Source organism: Campylobacter sp. CFSAN093229 (assembly GCF_011068225.1).
Classification (GTDB): domain Bacteria; phylum Campylobacterota; class Campylobacteria; order Campylobacterales; family Campylobacteraceae; genus Campylobacter_D; species Campylobacter_D jejuni.
The window spans coordinates 94,360-113,149 of sequence record NZ_JAAMXB010000012.1 but is presented as its reverse complement, the minus strand read 5'-3'; the positions used below and the strand labels follow the sequence as shown (position 1 = coordinate 113,149).

Below are 18,790 nucleotides of genomic sequence, written 5' to 3'. Positions count from 1 at the left end.
GTGAAGATTGATACTCATGCACATATATTTTTGAAAAAGTTAAATACGGTTGCAAATGCAAGATATAAACCTGATTATGACGCTAGTTTTAAAGATTATAAAGCAAATTTAGATCATTATGATTTTGATAAAGGGGTTTTAGTTCAGCCAAGTTTTTTAGGTGTTGATAATGAATTTTTGCTTCAGAGTATCGAAAAAGATGAAAATATAAAAGCTATAGTTGTGGTTGATGAAGGTATTAAATTTGATGAGCTTAAAAAACTAAAACAAAGAAAAGCTTGTGGAGTTAGATTAAATTTAATTGGCAAAGAATTGCCAAATTTTAAAAGTACGGTTTGGACTCAATTTTTTGAAAATTTAAGTAAGCTTAAAATGCAAATAGAAATTCAAAGAGATTTAGACAATAATCTTGTTGATATTGTTGAAAATTTAATTCCTTATGGTTGTAATATTGTTATCGATCATTTAGCAAGAGCTAATACAAACTTAACAAATTTAGAGGATCTAATTTGTTTAAAAAACTCTAGAATATTTTTTAAAATTAGCGGTTTTTATAGGGCAAAAATAGATTATGCTAATAATGAACAAGCTGTAAAATTTGCAAAGAAAATATATGAAATTTTAAAAGAACATTTTCCACTTAGCAATTTTGTTTTTGGAAGCGATTGGCCGCATACAAATTTTGAAGTAAATGTTAATTTTTCATCGGCTCTAGTAGCTTTCAATGAAGTTGTCGTATCTAAAAAAGAACAAGAGCAAATTTTGGGGGATAATGCTTGTGCTTTATTTGACTTTTAAGCTTTTTGTTTTATCCTAAAGATGTATTTTGCAATGCGTTCAAAATGTACTCTTAGATAAGGTTTGTAAATTACAAAACCACCTAAAAGTCCTAAAATGCTTCCTATTACGACATCAATCAAACGAGCGAGTATCAATGTATCTGCATTTTCACTCATAAAATTAGCTGCTTCTGAAAGATAAGTAGCATAAGGAGTAAAGAAAATCATAGCTAAAGCATAGTTTCGATTGACTAAAAATTGTCCTATAAAAAACAAAGACATCATAAGTAAAACAAGCTCTATATTGTGAAATTGTTTAGATAAAAGCCACCATGCAAAACATACTCCTAAGGCCGTTCCTATGATACGTTGAATTTGTTTAATCCATATAGAGTTTAAAGTTACACCTTGCATAATAGCTGTGCAAGAAATGGCTATCCAATAACTTCTTTCAAGTTCTAAAAAAGTTCCTAAAAATATAGAAAAAGCCACAAAAGAACCCATAATCAAAGAATCCACAAAAACTGCATCAAAACCTATGTATTCTCTAGGTGGAATTTCGCCAGGTAAAGCATTTTTAAATCCATAAATCACAACGATAGAATATAACAAAGCCATTAAATTAGCCACCATTGCTCCAAGAAAAACAAGACCCACTAAAAAAATAAAATCCTTAGCTTCAAAAGGAGAATAAGCTCCTAAAACACAAGAAAATACAAAGAAGAAATATCCAGGTGCGCCAATGTTATAATATCTAATTAAAACAGAACTTCCCATGGCCACAAGTCCTATAGGGATGAAGGCAAAAACTGAAGGCAAAAAATGAGTTAAAATTCCTAAGAAAAAACTAGAAACTATGCCAAAAGAACAGCACATCACAACAGCCATTCTATGATATAAAGGAGTGTTTGGAACATATAAAAAAGATAAAGCTCCTATCATGGCAATGAGCCCATAGTTTAATTTTCCAAAAAATACACTAAACCCTAAAACTATACCCACACCCAAAGCTGCAAAAAAAGGCATTTGCCAAACTTGTTCGCTTGAATTTAGTTTAGCAATTTCTTTAAAGTGTTGCTTTAGTATTTCTAATTTATTCACTCTCGAATTTGTCCTTCCCCATTGATTATATATTTATAAGTGCAAATATCTTCAACCCCCATAGGACCTCTAGCATGCAATTTGTTAGTTGAAATTCCAACTTCTCCACCAAAGCCAAATTCTCCTCCATCACTAAAACGCGTTGAAGCATTAGCATAAATACAAGATGAGTTTATAAGGCGTTGAAATTTAGCGATATTTGAAGCATCATTTGAGATAATGCTTTCAGAATGCAAGGAGCTGTGTTTGTTGATATGCTCTATAGCTTCATCGCAATCTTTTACTAATTTTACACTTAAAGCAAAATCAAGCCATTCTGTATCAAAGGTATTTTCATTTGCTTTAAAAACTTCTAAATTTGAGTTGTTAAAATAAGCCAAAGCATTTTCATGAGCGTGAATTTTTACCTTAAATTTTTTAAATTCAGGGATTAAAAGACTTATAAAATTTTTAGCAATTTTTTCATGGATTAAAAGCGTTTCTAAAGCATTGCAAACACTTACTCTTTGACACTTTGCATTAAGGATTATTTTTAAAGCCATATCTAAGTTAGCACTTTGATCTACAAAAGCATGACACAAGCCCTTATTTTGCTTAATGAGAGGAATTTTAGTATTGTTTGCAATTTCTTGTATCATATTTGAACTACCGCGAGGTATGATCACATTGATTAAATCATCAAAAGTTAGAATTTGTTTGATCTCGTCTCTTTTAGTAAGCATGGCAAAACAATCTTGCAAACTAAATTCCTTAAGTGCTTTGCTAACAAGAGTAAATATAGCTTTGTTTGTAAATTTTGCTTCACTTCCACCTTTAAATACACAAGCATTAGAACTTTTTATCATTAAAGCTGCAATTTCAGCACTAAGACTAGGCCTTGCTTCGTAAATAACACAAATAAGTCCTAAAGGAATGCTTATTTTTTGTATGCTCAAACCCGCATAATTTTTCCAAGCTTTAGAAATTTTGCCTATAGGATCCTCGATGCAAGCGATTTTTTCTAGGCCTTCACAAAGAGTTAAAATGCGTTTTTCATCTAACAAAAGCCTATCTTTTATTGCTTCACTTTTTGTGAAATTTGCTATATCTTTTTCATTTGCTTCTAGGATAATTTTGAAATTTTCTCTTAAATTTTGAGCTAATTTTAAAATAATTTTTTCTTTATCTTTGGGTGTTAAGTTAAGTAGTTTTTGAGAATTTTTCTTAATATTTTCAAGCAAATTTCGCATTTTTAATCCTTTATTTACAAAAAACTTGATAAATTATACAAAAAAAATCAGAATTGAAAGGTAAATATAAATGAAAAAAATAGATTTAATTATAGTAGGTGCAGGTCCAACAGGCATAGGCTGTGCGGTTGAAGCCAAGCTTAAAAACAAAGAAGTTTTGATACTGGAAAAATCAAATAACATTTGCCAAACTTTAATGCAATTTTATAAAGATGGCAAGAGAGTAGATAAAGCTTATAAGGGATGCGAAGGAACTAATCATGGACATGTTCCTTTTGAAGATGGCACCAAAGAAAGCACTATAGAAACTTTTCAAAACGCATTGAAAGAGCACAATATAGAAATTGAATTTGGCTCTGAAGTTGAGAGTGTTAAAAATGAAAATGGAGTTTTTTTAGTAAGCACAGCTAAAGGTGTTTATGAGTGTAAAAACATTATCGTTGCTATAGGTAGAATGGGCAAACCTAATAAGCCTGATTACAAACTTCCTATGACTTTAACAAAAATCATTAATTTTAATGCCAATTCAGTTTTGGGAAATGAAAAAATTCTTGTTGTAGGTGGCGGAAATTCAGCAGCAGAATACGCTGTGGATTTGGCTAATTCAAATCAAGTTAGCCTTTGTTATCGTAAAAAAGAATTTACAAGATTAAATGATATCAATCTTAAAGATATTCACGAAGCTGGAAATTCGGGTGAAGTAGAGTTAAAACTAGGAATCGACATTAATGAAGTAGAAGATGATAGTGGCAAGGCTAAGGTAAATTTTACCGATGGTACAAGCGATATTTATGATAGAATCATTTATGCTATTGGTGGTTCTACTCCACTTGATTTTTTACAAAAATGCGGGATTAATGTTGATGATAAAGGTGTGCCTTTAATGGATGAAAATAAACAAAGCAATGTTAAAGGTATCTTTGTAGCGGGAGATATTGCTACTAAAAATGGAGCAAGTATAGTTACAGGGTTAAATGACGCTGTAAAAATTCTTTCCGTGCTTTAAAATTTAGCCTTTGGGCTAAATTTGACTTATTAATAAGTAAATTTTATAATTCTTATTATTTTAATTTAAATCTATGAAAATGCAAAATAAAATCAATACAAAAACAACAATAAGAACTTATCGTCTAAATTTCTATATTTTAGGACTTCAAGCACTATACTAGCGTCTTTAAAAATATTTTATTTTAATATTTTTAAAGGATTTATATGTCAAATATTTTTAGCACTTTAAGCCCTTTTAGGCTTTTTATAAAATGCGCCGTGCCAAATGTTATAAGCATGGCTTTTATTTCTTTTTATTATATAGTTGATGGAATTTTTGTTGGAAAATATCTAGGAAGTGATGCTTTAGCAGCACTAGCCTTGATTATTCCCTTTATTATGATGTCTTTTGCTTTGGCTGATATGATAGCTATAGGTTCAGCAGTGCAAATTTCTATGCATTTGGGTTTGGGCAAGAAGAATTTAGCTAGAAAGATATTTAGTTCTAGTATATTGATTATTTTTCTAATCTCTTGTTTTATTGGAATTTTGGAGTATTTTTTAGGACCTGTTTTGATTGATTGTCTAAATGTTAGTGATGAGATTAAAACTATGGCTAAAAAATGTATGTTTGTTTTTGCTTTATTTGCACCTTTTACCATGCTTTCTTTTGCCTTGGACAATTATTTAAGAATTTGTGGAAAAACAACCTATAGTATGATTATGAATATAATCATAGCTTTAAGTAATATTGTATTTGATTATCTTTTTATAGTTGTATTTGGTTGGGGCTTGTTTTCGGTAGCCCTTGCAACTTGTTTAGGAATTGTTTTAAGTGGTATTTTTGGAATTATTCCTTTTTTATTTCAAAATTTAGAGCTTAAATTCTCAAGTTTATATATAAATTTGAGAATTTTTAAAAATATTCTTTATAATGGAAGTAGTGAGTTTTTTGGCAATGTTTCGGGTTCTTTATATAGTATTTTTGCAAATTTTGTTTTATTAAAAATTTCTACCACTCAAGCCGTGGCAGCTTTTTCTATTATTTTATATATTGATAGTTTTATTATAATGCTTATTATTGCTATGGGGGATGCGATGCAACCTGCGCTTAGTTATAATTATGCTAAAAAAGATTTTTTAAGGATTAAAGCCATTATAAAAGTGGTATTTTTTGCAGGGGGAATTTTATCTTTATTTTCTATAGTGTTTATATTGATATTTGGAGAAAATTTGATAACACTTTTTGCAAAAGAAAATGATCAAGAATTTAAAACTTTTGCTTATACAGCTTTGATGCTTTTTGCTTTTAATTATCTTTTTGCATGGTTTAATATTCTAAGCGGTTCTTTTTTGACAGCTTTTAATAAGGCAAGCTTTTCTTTGGTTTTAAGTTTAACGCAAAATTTATTCATGCCTTTATTTTTTCTTTTGCTTTTATCCTATTTTATAGGTTTAAATGGAGTATGGTTAAGTCCATTTTTTGCTGAATTTTGTGTTTTGATTTTAGCTTGGATTTTTCTTAAAAGGATTTTTAAAGATCTATCTTTATAGTGGATAGATCTTTTTTAAATTTTATCAAAGGAGCTTTTTTAGAATTTATATCCTATTCCAGTTAAAACAACTTGATAAGTTTCATCATAAAATCCTATATCGCTATTTCTTTTTTCTATACCATAATTTGCAAAACCATAAAGTCCATTATAGCCCAAAAATTGATTTTTAACAACTTTTAGATTAAGCTTAACTATATTACCGTCTTGTTTTTTGTAGAAGATAGGATCTGTTCCTACTGCTTCATATTTGCTAAGACTTAAATTTGGGGTGAAGATATAGTCATTAGCAAAAGCTAAATTTGCTCCCATGCTTAAACCATATCTTGAGTAACTTTGAGCTTTTCCATCTGCATCATTATAATCATAACTTAGTCCTAAATTTAACAAACTGTAATTGTAATTTAATTCAAACTCGTGATAATACCCCTCTCTTTTTAAAGAGCTGTACTCAACTGCGTCTTTATCATATTTGTTTTTGCTAAATAAATATGAAGCTGTAAATTTTCCTAAATCACTTTCGTAAAGTTGAGAGATTTTAAAACCATATCTATCAACATCAGTTTCTTCTCTATTGCCTGTTTGATAAGGATTTGCATAAGCTTTTTCTCTTAAAGAAGAGATTACAGAAAAAGAAGTGCTAAAACGCTCTAAATAAGCTTTTTCGTAACCTAAAGCTATACCGCTGATATCTCTTCCATTATAGTTTTTGATAAAAACTCTATCATTGTCTATAAGGTTGCCATAGTAAAGTTCTACACCGATAAAAGGAATAAAAGAAGAGTCCGAATTATCAGCATTATAACCACCTAAGTAATCACTATCTGCTAAAGTTGAAATATTACTTTTAATATCTCTTGCACCTACACCTATGCTTAAATTTCCACTAAAACCTTCTTGAAAATCCACAGCCATAGCTGACTGGGCTAAAATGGAAGCTAAAATACATGAAAATAAATGTTTTTTCAAGCGTTCTCCTAATAAAATAAATGTTATGATGATAATTGTAACTAATATTACTTTAAATATTTATAAAAAATTAAAGTTTATAATTTTAAGTTTTTTTAGATAAAATTTTTAAAACTATTTATAAGGAAATTTAGTGCAACAAGAGTATTATGACTTGGATTTAGAACGAGCTATTTTAAGCAGTTGTATCATGAGTGAAGAAGCTTACGCTAGTATAGCAGGCGATATTAGCCCAAAAGATTTTAGTCTTAAAGCTCATGAAGATATTTTTAAAGCAATTATAGCTTGCAGCAACAACAAAGAGCCTATTTCTATAAGTTTTTTAAAAAAACATAAAAAAATAGATGAAGAGATTTTAGCAGAAATTCTTGCTACTCCTTCTATGATAGATTTGCCTGCTTATGTAAATGAACTTCGTGAAAAGTCCGTAAAAAGACAACTTTTGAGTTTTGCACATCTTTTACCAACTCGTATCAATGAAGATCGTGCCGTAAGTGAAATCGCAGATGAAATTGGTAAAGAAATTTTTAGCATTACAAATCGTGTGAATTCTAGAGATATTAAAGATGTTGATATGGTAATATCAGAACTTTTTGAAGAATTTAAAAAGCAAAAAACTTTAGAAAATAAAGGTATTATAGGACTTGATACAGGTTTTGAAGGTTTAAATAAAATGACAAAAGGTTTTAAAGGGGGTGAACTTATAATAATCGCTGCACGCCCAGGTATGGGAAAGACAACTCTTTGTTTAAATTTCATTGATAAGGTTTTAAGACAAAATAAAGGCGTGGCTTTGTTTTCTCTTGAAATGCCTGCAATTCAAATCATGCAAAGAATGCTATCTTCCAAAACTTCCATTCCTTTGCAAAAAATTTTAACTGCAGATTTAAACGATGACGAATGGGAGCGTTTAGGAGATGCTTGTAATGATTATAGTCAAAAGAAATTATATATTTACGATAGTGGTTATGCAACTATTGCTGATGTAAGGGCTATTTTAAGGCGTTTAAAATCCCAAGATGAAAGTATAGGACTTTGTGTGATTGACTATATAGGACTTATGATGAGTAATTCAAATTTTAATGATAGGCATTTGCAAGTGAGTGAAATTTCAAGAGGACTTAAGCTTTTGGCTAGGGAGCTTGATATGCCGATTATCGCACTTTCACAACTTAATCGTGGTTTAGAGCAAAGAGCAAATAAGCGTCCTTTGATGAGTGATTTGCGAGAAAGTGGAGCTATAGAGCAAGATGCAGATGCTATTTTATTTGTATATCGCGATGAGGTTTATAGGGAGCAAGAAGAAAAAGAAAGAGAGAATAAAGCTAAAGCTGAAGGCAAAGCTTATCAAAGGCTTTTTATACCAAATCCTATGCAAGAAAATGCTGAAATTATTGTTGGAAAAAATAGAAATGGACCGGTCGGAACTATAGAGGTTATATTTTTAAAAGAAAAATCTTGTTTTGTAGATAAACCTATAGGCTATGAAGCTACTGAATTTACAGGCTAGCTTTAATTAATATAAATTAATTAAAAATATCTCACAAATAATTTTAATATTTAATCAAATTTACTCTCATTAAATCAATTTTTTTATAAAATAAAATTTAAATTCAAACTATATAGTTTTATAATAATTAGTATTTAATTATATTTTAAGTTTAAATATTTTATTATTCCGCTATTTTATTTTTATATTTTATATTGTTATTTAAAAATAAATAATATGAAATTAATTTCAAAATAAACCATTTTAAATAAGGAAGGAGAAAAATATTTGAGTAAAAATATTATTTCAAATAAAGTGTCCATGGGGGGGGGTTAAAGAACCCTGTTTAAATTCTAAAAAGATAGTTTTATCTTTAGCTACTATTTCTTTTTTGGCAAGTTGTGCTAATGCTAAATTAAATTCTGAAATAAAAACTTATGATGAAGCAAATAAAAATCTTAAGGCTAGACCAGTAGCAAGTGTTTATACTCCTCAAGCTAGAATTAATACAACTATAAACACCTCAGAGACTAGTACAATCAACATTTCTGATTCAGGTCCACATACCATAATAATTGAAGCAGGTGGAACTCTAGGTAGTATAGGTAATAACGATAGAATCATCTATGCTCATGCTAATGGTAGCAATACCCTTACTCTTACCAATCTTACTAATAAAGGAACTATTAATGGCAATGTAAATGTAGAGCATGATAACAATTTTAATGGAACCATCACTGTCAATACCTTTGAAAATACAGGTCAAGTTAATGGTCAAATTTATATGGGAGTTTGGGGTGGTAATTCAGGAACTCTTAACATTGGTAAATTTAACAATAGTGGAACCATAGCAGTTTCTAATAACAATCAAGGAGTGTTTTTCGAAGGAAAAAATACTAATATACAAACCTTTAACAATAATGGTTTTATTAGCGGAAGCGAAGGTGTAAGCTTATCTAGCGGAACTATAAATAGTTTTAATAATAATGGAACTATCAATGGTAGCTCTTCTGGCATATTTGTATATGGTGGCAATATACAAACTCTTGAAAATTCAGGAACTATAATATCTAATGGTAATTATAGTAATCATGCTGGTATAAAACTAGAAAATGGTGGCTCCATAGAAAACATTATCAACACAGGAACTATAGAATCAAATTATTCTGGTATAATGGTAACTTGGGGTAAATTTGGAACACTTACCATAAGAGATGGAGGTGTAATTCATGGCAAATACATAGGAATAGGAGTAGGTCAATGGCAAACTCTAGGGGATTTATACATAGATGGAGCAAGCTCAAAAAAAGATGGCACAGTAAGTGGAGTTTATGGTGATAGTTATGGAATTTCATTAGATGTTCACTCACGAACTCAAAAAATAGAACTTAAAAATGGTGGTGTTATTAAAGGTAATATTAGCGGTATAAGATTAGATAGTGGAGCTTCTTTAAGTGGAGAAATGATTTTATCTGGTGAAGGCTCTAGAGTAGAGGGTGGAAGTGATGCTGGTATTTTTAATTTTGGTGGAAAAATAGAAGGCTCTATAACCGTAAAAGATGGAGCAACTATAACAGCCACTTCAAGTCAAGCCATATCTAATGTTGGCTCAGGAAGTATAACAGGTGGTATTACAGTTAGTGGGGAAAACACTAAACTTGAAGGAAATATAATCAATGCAGATAGTGCTTCTATAGGTAGCGATATCAAGATAGAAGGTGGAGCTAAGGTAGAAGGTGGTCTTGTTAATCAAGGCAATGGAAGTATCTCAGGAAGTGTTCAAGTAAGTGGTGGTAGTAGTATTGATTCCATTACCAATGAGGGTAATGGAGCTATTTCTGGTTCAATTACTGTAGATAAAGATAGCAAACTTGATTCCATCACTAACACTTCTACTTCTGATACAGGTATAAGTGGTTCTATCACTAACAATAGTGATAATAAACTTGAAATTTCTAATGGAGAAGGTGCTACTATAGGTGGAGGTATTGCAAATAATGGTAATGCTGATTTAGTTATTTCCAACCAAGGCTCAGTAGGTAAAGATGAAAATGGTAATACAGTAACTAACAATGGTAGTGGTAGTGTTGGAATCAAAGATTGGGTTGTTTCTACAGATAAAGATACAGGTAAATTAGACACTGTGGTTGTAGGTGGAAGTGGTAAAGATAATGTAAAAGTAGAAAACATCACCATAGATCAAAGCAATGTTAATCTTGATGAATTAGGCAATATCAATAATATCATCTCAGGTGTTAATCAAGGCAATATTGGCAATATAGGAACTAATGGAGGTGGAGAAATATCTTTAAGCTATGATCCATTAACAGGAAAACTTTCTACAGATTTTAATCTTAATGCTTCCATATCAGGTGCAACCTTTAGATCTTTAATCTCTACTACTACAAGAAGATCAACCTTTATAGACAATGTTATGGGTAATTCTATGCAAAGCTTTTCTTTGGCTTCTTCAAGTAAGTCTCAAAGCATCGCTATGTCTGAAAAGGGTAATTTATATGCAGATGCAAGTGATTATATAAAGAGTGATTTAAATAATGGAAGCTATGGTTCTAATAAAGAACATTCTTTATTCATCCTTCCTTATACTTCTTCACAGAATGTTGAACTTTCTTTAAATGAGGAAAGTAAAGGACACACTAAAGGAACCATTATAGGTTATTCTACTTTAAAAGACAGTGGTATATATGGTGTGTATGCAGGTTATGAAGATACAAAGATGAGTTCAACTTATTTTGATATTAATAATAGAACCTATTATGCAGGTTTAAAATACTTTAATACCTTACTTACTACAGAAAAAGGGCAAGAAGTTTATATCAAAGCTCAAGGTAAAACAGCTTTAATTAAAAATGATTTAACTAAAAAAATAGGAAATAATGAAGCTAAAGCAAATCCTAATTCTTATGCTTATGGAGTTAATGCAGGCTTAGGTATGAATTTTATTTCTAATAAAGATATATTCTCCCCTGAAGTAGGTTTAACCTATGAAGGAGGTTATACAGAAGCTTTTAGCATGATTAATACCAAAGAAGAAGCTACAGTTATGGGTGGTGAAAGAACCTATGCAAATTATTTAAATCTATTCTCTACTAAAACAAGCTTTACTTGGTTTAGAGATTGGTTGCCTAATTTAAAAACTTCAGTAGAACTTGGAGCTAAGCTTAATATCAATCCTAGTGTAAAAGCTAAAGCTAGATTTGGTAGTGTTAAGATTGACCTACCAAGAGTTCAAAAATTTGTAAGCACTTCTTTAATCGTTCCTGTTAATGAAGCTTTCTATTTTAGTTTAAACTATAATGGAATGTTTGATAAAGATGGCAATACCCATACAGGATTTGCTCAGTTTAATTATCTTTGGTAATCTTATAAAAGATAATACTTAGTTTAATTTAGTTTACTCTCCTACTTGTTAAAAATTTCATCCTGATAATTTAAAATTATTGGGATGGATGTTTTTAAGGTTGTTAAACTCTTTTTGGATTGCAATCATTCTTTTAAAGTATTTTAAAAACTCAATGAAGATTATAACGATACAATTACTTTAAGACAATTAAAAAGAAGTGAAGAGAATTGAAGATTAATACATTTGGTTGCGAAGGGGAGATTTGAACTCCCGACCTTCGGGTTATGAGCCCGACGAGCTAACCACTGCTCTACTTCGCGGCATATAAGATACTTTGAAATATAAAATAAGAAGTGGATGGGGTAAAGGGATTCGAACCCCTGAATGACAGGACCAAAACCTGTTGCCTTACCGCTTGGCGATACCCCAATAAATATTTTTTAAAATTGTGATTATAGTGAATTTTAATTTATTTGTCAAGCAATTTAAGTTATAATTTTAAAAATTTTAAGGAAATAAAAATGAAATTTGTTAGCGTAGAACAAGCGATTAAGGATTTACAAGCAGGAAAAATGCTTGTTATGGTAGATGCAGAAGATAGAGAAAATGAAGGCGATTTAATCTTTCCTGCGCAATTTAGCACTCAAGAAAAAGTAAATTTCATGATAAAAGAAGCTCGTGGTGTGGTTTGTGTAGCCTTAGATGAAGCTTTAGCAAAAAAATTTGAACTTCCTTTAATGGTGCCTAAAAATACTTCAAACCACGAAACTGCTTTTACTATAACTGTGGATGCAAAAGATGCTACAACGGGAGTTAGTGCTTATGAAAGAAATATGACTATACAAATTTTTGCTGACGATAATGCTAAAGCGAGTGATTTTGTAAGACCAGGGCATATCAATCCTTTAATCGCAAAAAAAGGTGGGGTTTTAGAACGCACAGGTCATACAGAAGGCACGGTTGATCTTTGTAAATTAGCAGGATTAAAAGGCGCTTGTGTGATTTGTGAAATTGTAAAAGATAATGGAGATATGGCAAGAAGAGAAGATCTAGAAATTTTTTGCCAAAAATATGATCTAAACATGATAGCCGTAAGCGATCTTATAGAATATCGCCTAAAACATGAAAGCCTTATTAAGCTTGAAGAAAAAAGTCAAAGTGTTTTAGCAGGCTTTAAAGCAGAAAAATTTATCTTTAGCGATCATAATCAAACCCAACACATAGCTTTTTGCTTTAAAGATATTAAAAAATGTGAAAATGTTAAATTTCATATCAGTGGTAGTGATTTTGAGCTTTTAACTTCAGATAAATTTTCAAAACTTTTAGAGCAAATCAAATTTCTTAGTGAAAATGGTGGCGTTATAGTTTTCATGCAAGGAGAAAAATCCAGTACTACTCAATACAAAAACTATGGTATAGGAGCACAGATTTTAAGATATTTTGATATAGAAGAAATTAAACTTTTATCTCAAAGTTGTGATAAAGACTATATAGGCTTAGAAGGTTTTGGTTTAAACCTTAAAGCTTGTAATTTTAACTAAAAAGGAAAAAAATGACTTTAAAAGAACAAATTTTAAACGATATCAAAGAGGCAATGAAACAAAAAGATGATTTTAAAAGAGATAGTCTAAGAACTCTAAATGCAGCTTTTAAGCAAATAGAAGTGGATGAAAGAATAGAATTAGATAATGAAAGAATTTATAAAATCATTGCAAGTGAAATCAAAAAACGCAAAGACGCAATCGAACTTTATCTTAAGGCAAATCGTGAAGATTTAGCACAAAAAGAACAAAATGAAATAAGTCTTTTTGAAATTTATCTGCCTAAACAACTAAGTGATGAGGAGTTAACTTTAGCCTTAAAACAATTTATAGAAGAATTGGGTGTAAGTTCACTAAAAGAACAAGGTTTGGTAATGAAAGAAGCTAAAATAAAATTAGGTGCGAGTGTTGATGGCAAAAGACTTAATTTAGCACTTAAAGAGCTTTTACAATAATTTTTTGGAGTGTTATTATGAAAGAGTTAAGCGGTTCAGCAATGATTTGCGAGGCTTTAAAAGAAGAAAATGTTAAAATTGTTTTTGGTTATCCTGGAGGCGCTGCACTTAATATTTATGATGAAATTTACAATCAAAAGTACTTTAAACATATTTTAGTGCGTCATGAACAAGCGGCTTTGCATGCTGCTGATGCTTATGCAAGAATGAGTGGAGAAGTTGGCGTAGCCATAGTTACAAGTGGACCAGGTTTTACAAATACTATTACAGGCCTAGCTACAGCTTATAGCGATTCCATTCCTTTGGTGTTGATTTCAGGGCAGGTGGCAAATTCTCTTATTGGTACAGATGCTTTTCAAGAAATTGATGCAGTAGGCATTTCAAGACCTTGTGTAAAGCATAATTATTTAGTTACTTGCATAGAAGAGTTTCCACGCATTTTAAAAGAGGCTTTTTACATAGCAAGAAGTGGTAGACCCGGGCCTGTGCATATAGATGTACCAAAAGATGTAAGTGCAACTTTGGGACTTTGGGAATATCCTAAAGAAATTTCTATGAAAACTTATAAGCCCGTTTATAAGGGTAACTCAAAGCAAATTAAAAAATTTGTAGAGCTTTTAAAAGAAGCAAAAAGACCTTTATTTTACTTGGGTGGAGGATGTATCAGTTCTAATGCAAGTGAGCAAATCAGAGAGCTTGTAAAATTTACAAAAATTCCAGCAGTTGAAACCTTGATGGCGCTTGGAACTTTAAGAAGTGATGATGTTTTTAATCTTAAAATGGCAGGCATGCATGGAAGCTATGCTGCTAATATGGCTTTAAGTGAGTGTGATTTGCTTGTGAGTGTAGGAGCGAGATTTGATGATAGGATTACAGGAAAAACAAGTGAATTTGCTAAACATGCGACTATAGTTCATGTTGATATTGATCCTAGTTCTATTTCAAAGATTATCAATGCGCATTATCCTATAGTAGGAGATATTAAAGAAGTTCTTAAAGAGCTTTTAGAAGAGCTTAAAAAGGAAAATTTCAACACAACTTTTAAAGAATGGCACGAAACTTTAAAGCGTTATAATGAACTTTATCCGCTTTCTTATGAAGATAGCAATGAGATTTTAAAACCGCAATGGGTGATTGAAGAATGTGCGAAAATGGCTCCAGATGCAAGGATTATTACTGATGTGGGTCAGCATCAAATGTGGGTGGCGCAGTTTTATCCTTTTAATTATCCAAGACAACTTGCAACAAGTGGAGGGCAAGGAACTATGGGATATTCTTTACCTGCGGCTTTGGGTGCAAAACTTGCTGTGGGTGAAGAAGTGGTGATTAATTTCGTAGGCGATGGATCGGTTTTGATGAATATCCAAGAGCTTATGACTGCTTATGAGTATGGTATAAAAACTATAAATATTATTTTAAATAATGCCTTTTTGGGTATGGTGAGACAATGGCAAAGTATGTTTTATAAGGAGCATTTTTCGCAAACTGATTTAAGCACTCAGCCTGATTTTGTCAAAATTGCTCAAGGTTTTGGCTGTGAAGGTTATGAAATTTCAAACAAAGAAGAATTTATCCAAGCTTTTAGCCAAGCTTTAAAAAGTGATAAAACCTCTCTTTTAAATGTAAAAATTGATCGCTTTGAAGATGTTTTACCTATGGTGCCTGCAGGAGGTGCGATTTATAATATGATTTTACCAAAGGCAAAGGATAGACAATGAGAAGGGTTTTATCGGTAATTGTTTTAAATGAGCATGGGGTTTTATCTCGTATAGTAGGACTTTTTTCAGGAAGAGGTTATAATATTGACTCGCTTACAGTAGCACCTTTGGAAAATAAAGAATTTTCTCGTATTAATATAGTCACTTCAGGAAATGAAAGAACTTTTGAGCAGATAGTCAAACAACTTCATAAGCTCATTCCTACTTATAAAGTGATAGAAAGTGAAGAATTTATTGACAAAGAAATGGCTTTGGTGAAAATTCCTTTAAATGAAAATTTAGGTGGACTTGATGCCGTTTTGAAAGCTTATAATGGTACTATTGCAAATAGCAATGAGAATTTTTTGTTTTTAATGGTTGCTGATGATGCAAATCGCATTGATAATTTTTTAAAAACAATTAAAAAATACAATCCTAGTGATATAGTTCGCAGTGGATCTGTTTTGATGGAGATTAAATGAAATTAAGTGAAATAGCAGAATTTTTAAGCTTGGAATATAAAGGCGAGGATATAGAAATCAGTGCTTTAAATTCTTTATTGAAAGCAAATTTTACAGAGCTTACTTATTGTGATGGTGAGAAAAATACCAAAGATATACCTCACACAGGAGCTGCTGCTATTTTAGTATCTAAAGAATATGAAAATTTAGTACCTAAAGATACTAAAGCTTTGATTACTCAAAGCCCACATTTGAGTTTTGCTTTTTTAAGCAAGCTTTTTGCTAAACCTTTGATAAGCACAGCTAAAGAAAAAGTACAAAATATCGCAAAAAGCGCAAGAATCATGCCTAATGTCTATATAGGCGATAATGTAAATATCGGTGAAAATGTAATCATTATGGCAGGAGCTTATATAGGCGATAATGTCAGCATTGGTGATGAGAGTATTATCCATCCTAATGTAGTTATTTATAATGACACTAAAATCGGTAAAAAATGTCATCTGCTTGCTAATTGTGTAATAGGAAGCGACGGTTTTGGTTATGCACACAATAAAAACGGCGAACATTATAAAATTTATCATAATGGCAACGTGGTTTTAGAAGATTTTGTAGAAGTGGGGGCTTGTACAACTATAGATAGAGCAGTTTTTGATAGTACTATTATCAAAGCAGGTACTAAGGTAGACAATCTAGTTCAAATCGGACATAATTGCAATATAGGTCAAAATTGCATCATTGTGGCGCAAACTGGAATTTCAGGTTCAAGTGAGTTAGGACGCAATGTTATTATGGGTGGTCAAAGTGCAACGAGTGGACATTTAAAAATAGGCGATTTTAGTACTATAGCTGCAAGAGGCGGTGTGAGTAAAAATTTAGAAGGCGGGCGTGTTTATGGAGGTTTTCCTATCATGCTTCAAAAAGATTGGCTAAAACTTCAAGCTAAAATAGCAATAAATTTTAAAGAAAAATCACAAGATTAGCATCGCATCGCCATAAGAGTAAAAGCGATATTTTTCTTTTATGGCGAGTTCATAAAGTTTTAAACACTGTTCTCTACCGATAAAAGCTGAAACTAGCATGATAAGAGTAGATTTTGGTAAATGAAAATTGGTTAAAAGATGATTTTGTCTTATAGGTGGATTTTGCGGGTGTAAAAAAAGATCACAAAAACCGCTTTTTGTTTTAGTTCTTGCATAATATTCTATGGTTCTTGTTACCGTTGTTCCTACGCCTAAAATAGCTTGTTTAGAATCTATAATTTCACATGCTTGCTGCGGAATATTAAAAAATTCACTATGCATTTTATGCTCTTGTATATTTTCACATTCCACGCTTTTAAAGGTTCCAGCTCCTACATGTAAGGTTAAATGATAAATTTCGTGTTTTTTTCTTAAATTTTCAAGCATAGTCTCACTAAAATGTAAACTTGCAGTCGGAGCAGCCACTGCGCCTAAATTTTTTGCAAAGATACTTTGATAATCTTTCAAATCGCTTTTTTCATCTTCCCTTTTAATATAAGGAGGCAAGGGTATATGTCCTATCTTGTCAAGCAGGTTGTAAAGATTTGAGGTGTCTAAGGTTTTATCATTTTGAAAAAATTGAACCTTTCGAAGACCATCATCTAAAAGTTCTACAACGCGCGCTTTTAAATTCTCTTTAAAATATAAGATTTCATCTTTTTTAACCCGCCCTTTAATTTGAGCTAGAAAAAGCGGATTGTGAGAATTTAAAAAAGGTTGATGTAAGAAAAGCTCTATTTTTCCTCCACTTGCTTTATTGCCATAAATTCTTGCTTTAATAACTTTGGTATCATTGAAAAAAATCGCGCAGTCGGGTAAAAAGTCTTTTAAATTTTTAAAAGTAGTGTGAAAAATTTCTTTGTTTTTGCGATCAAAAACCAAAAGCCTAGCATCTTCTTTTGGATTTGCAGGATAGTTGGCTATGAGTTCATTAGCTAGAGTGTAATCATAGCTTGAAAGAAGTAAGTCTTTATTCATCACTTTCTTTATCTTTTGGGGCAGGATTTACCTTTTGAACAATTAAAATAGAAAGTCCATAAAGTCCGCAAAGTGGTCCTGCCATTAAAAATTGAGATAAAACATCAGGTGGAGTCATAAAGGCTGAAAAAACAAAAATAACTAAAACAGCTATGCGAAAATGGCGTTTTAAAAAACTATCATCTATAAGTCCGATTTTAGCAAAGAAAAAGGCAATTACAGGCATTTCAAAAGCTAAGCCAAAAGCCACAACAACTTTCGTAAAAAAATCTACATAAGTTCCTATGGTAATCACAGGATTAAAATCTTCATTTAAACCAAAATTAATCAAAAATTTAAAAGCCAAAGGCACTACAACAAAATAGCAAAAACAAGCCCCCAAGGCAAACATAATGCTTGCAAAGCTAACAAAAGGCACCACAAGGCGTTTTTCATTATCATAAAGTCCTGGAGCTACAAATTTCCAAAATTGCCAAAAAATCACAGGTAGAGAAAAGATAAAGGCTGCAAAAAAACTAACCTTCATTGCGGTAAATAAGGCTTCTTGTACTTCAATTACATTCACATGTTTGGCTACTTCGGGTAAAACAGCTATAAGTGGAGCTTTTAAAATATCTAAGATATAGCTTCGTAGAGCAAAACATACAATAAACATAACTACAATGCAAGCAACGCTTATAAAAAGGCGTTTTCTAAGTTCTATTAAATGAGGTCTTAATTCTTCAAACATTTATTTTTCCGTTTTATCTTGTGTTTCTAATTTGCTAAGATTTGGTTTTTCTTCTGTATTTAAATTTTGTCCGCTAAGGTTATTTTTTACGTTATCATCTCTGCTATCAAAGGTTAAATCTACCTTTGTTTTATCTAAAATATCTCTTTTAAGGTCATCAAATTCTTCAAAACTGAGTTTTTTGCGTATATTTTCATTAGTGCTTGAAAATTCATCTTTGTATTTCTTAGCCTCTTCTTTTAAGTCATTGATGCGTATTTCTTTTTCTATGCTTGATTTTGCATCATCTATGTTGCGTTTTACAGCCTTTAGAATTTTTGCTATTTGTACTATAGCTTCTGGAAGTTTATCAGGCCCTAAGACTAAAATCGCTACAACTAAAATAACTATAATTTCACCAAAACTCATTAATCGTTACTCTTTGATTTGATATTT

At 31.1% G+C, this 18,790-nt stretch carries 16 protein-coding genes and 2 tRNA genes; 10 read left to right on the top strand and 8 right to left on the bottom strand.

The features are described 5' to 3' along the window. On the top strand, positions 1–798 hold the full coding sequence (locus FBE93_RS06975) for an amidohydrolase (RefSeq protein WP_002933481.1): 798 nt from the start codon (positions 1–3) through the stop codon (positions 796–798). On the opposite strand, the gene FBE93_RS06970 is transcribed toward FBE93_RS06975, so the two are convergent. Then, a complete protein-coding gene (locus FBE93_RS06970; RefSeq protein ID WP_052785385.1) occupies positions 795–1,880 on the bottom strand; it encodes an FUSC family protein in 1,086 nt (361 codons plus the stop codon). The two genes, FBE93_RS06975 and FBE93_RS06970, sit on opposite strands and share 4 nt — an antisense overlap. Further along, positions 1,877–3,109 carry a glutamate-5-semialdehyde dehydrogenase gene (locus FBE93_RS06965; protein WP_165434312.1) on the bottom strand — a complete coding sequence of 411 codons (1,233 nt, stop codon included), beginning with the start codon at positions 3,107–3,109 and terminating at the stop codon, positions 1,877–1,879. The genes FBE93_RS06970 and FBE93_RS06965 overlap by 4 nt, the downstream gene beginning before the upstream one ends. 70 nt (positions 3,110–3,179) lie before the next feature. Here FBE93_RS06965 and FBE93_RS06960 point away from each other — a divergent pair, with 70 nt between their 5' ends. Both FBE93_RS06960 and FBE93_RS06955 read left to right on the top strand, forming a co-directional pair. Next, a complete protein-coding gene (locus tag FBE93_RS06960; protein WP_002933485.1) occupies positions 3,180–4,115 on the top strand; it encodes an NAD(P)-binding domain-containing protein in 936 nt (311 codons plus the stop codon). A gap of 206 nt (positions 4,116–4,321) precedes the next feature. Next, positions 4,322–5,650 carry an MATE family efflux transporter gene (locus FBE93_RS06955; protein ID WP_002933492.1) on the top strand — a complete coding sequence of 443 codons (1,329 nt, stop codon included), beginning with the start codon at positions 4,322–4,324 and terminating at the stop codon, positions 5,648–5,650. Between the two features lie 38 nt (positions 5,651–5,688). On the opposite strand, the gene FBE93_RS06950 is transcribed toward FBE93_RS06955, so the two are convergent. After that, complete coding sequence (locus FBE93_RS06950) at positions 5,689–6,618, bottom strand: DUF2860 family protein (RefSeq protein WP_165434311.1); 930 nt, start codon at positions 6,616–6,618, stop codon at positions 5,689–5,691. A gap of 133 nt (positions 6,619–6,751) precedes the next feature. On the opposite strand from FBE93_RS06950, the gene FBE93_RS06945 reads away from it, so the two are divergent. Together FBE93_RS06945 and FBE93_RS06940 are read left to right on the top strand one after the other, a co-directional pair. Next, positions 6,752–8,128 carry a replicative DNA helicase gene (locus FBE93_RS06945; protein WP_002933494.1) on the top strand — a complete coding sequence of 459 codons (1,377 nt, stop codon included), beginning with the start codon at positions 6,752–6,754 and terminating at the stop codon, positions 8,126–8,128. 277 nt (positions 8,129–8,405) lie between these two features. Further along, complete coding sequence (locus tag FBE93_RS06940; RefSeq protein WP_165434323.1) at positions 8,406–11,489, top strand: hypothetical protein; 3,084 nt, start codon at positions 8,406–8,408, stop codon at positions 11,487–11,489. 226 nt (positions 11,490–11,715) lie between these two features. Here the strand turns inward: FBE93_RS06940 and FBE93_RS06935 are convergent. Both FBE93_RS06935 and FBE93_RS06930 read right to left on the bottom strand, forming a co-directional pair. Further along, positions 11,716–11,791 (bottom strand) — tRNA-Met (locus FBE93_RS06935). Between the two features lie 34 nt (positions 11,792–11,825). Continuing rightward, positions 11,826–11,900, bottom strand: a tRNA-Gln gene (locus tag FBE93_RS06930). Between the two features lie 92 nt (positions 11,901–11,992). On the opposite strand from FBE93_RS06930, the gene FBE93_RS06925 reads away from it, so the two are divergent. Genes FBE93_RS06925 through lpxD form a run of 5 tightly spaced genes read left to right on the top strand, consistent with a single transcriptional unit; the run spans position 11,993 to position 16,608 of the window. Next, positions 11,993–13,012 carry a bifunctional 3,4-dihydroxy-2-butanone 4-phosphate synthase/GTP cyclohydrolase II gene (locus FBE93_RS06925; RefSeq protein ID WP_002933496.1) on the top strand — a complete coding sequence of 340 codons (1,020 nt, stop codon included), beginning with the start codon at positions 11,993–11,995 and terminating at the stop codon, positions 13,010–13,012. An 11-nt stretch (positions 13,013–13,023) separates the two neighbouring features. Next, positions 13,024–13,467, top strand: coding sequence for a GatB/YqeY domain-containing protein (locus FBE93_RS06920; protein WP_002933497.1), 444 nt, complete (start codon positions 13,024–13,026; stop codon positions 13,465–13,467). A 17-nt stretch (positions 13,468–13,484) separates the two neighbouring features. Then, positions 13,485–15,185, top strand: coding sequence for an acetolactate synthase large subunit (locus FBE93_RS06915; RefSeq protein WP_165434310.1), 1,701 nt, complete (start codon positions 13,485–13,487; stop codon positions 15,183–15,185). Further along, positions 15,182–15,646, top strand: a complete 465-nt coding sequence (gene ilvN, locus FBE93_RS06910; RefSeq protein WP_002852211.1) for an acetolactate synthase small subunit — start codon at positions 15,182–15,184, stop codon at positions 15,644–15,646. Before FBE93_RS06915 ends, ilvN begins: the two co-directional genes overlap by 4 nt. Continuing rightward, positions 15,643–16,608, top strand: coding sequence for a UDP-3-O-(3-hydroxymyristoyl)glucosamine N-acyltransferase (gene lpxD, locus FBE93_RS06905; RefSeq protein WP_002852180.1), 966 nt, complete (start codon positions 15,643–15,645; stop codon positions 16,606–16,608). The genes ilvN and lpxD overlap by 4 nt, the downstream gene beginning before the upstream one ends. Here the strand turns inward: lpxD and queA are convergent. Genes queA through tatB form a run of 3 tightly spaced genes read right to left on the bottom strand, consistent with a single transcriptional unit; the run spans position 16,597 to position 18,763 of the window. Continuing rightward, positions 16,597–17,625, bottom strand: a complete 1,029-nt coding sequence (gene queA, locus FBE93_RS06900) for a tRNA preQ1(34) S-adenosylmethionine ribosyltransferase-isomerase QueA (RefSeq protein WP_165434309.1) — start codon at positions 17,623–17,625, stop codon at positions 16,597–16,599. The genes lpxD and queA overlap by 12 nt on opposite strands. After that, positions 17,618–18,355 carry a twin-arginine translocase subunit TatC gene (gene tatC, locus FBE93_RS06895; protein WP_002856930.1) on the bottom strand — a complete coding sequence of 246 codons (738 nt, stop codon included), beginning with the start codon at positions 18,353–18,355 and terminating at the stop codon, positions 17,618–17,620. Before tatC ends, queA begins: the two co-directional genes overlap by 8 nt. Continuing rightward, positions 18,356–18,763, bottom strand: a complete 408-nt coding sequence (gene tatB / locus FBE93_RS06890) for a Sec-independent protein translocase protein TatB (RefSeq protein ID WP_002933507.1) — start codon at positions 18,761–18,763, stop codon at positions 18,356–18,358. Between the last annotated feature and the right edge of the window lie 27 nt (positions 18,764–18,790).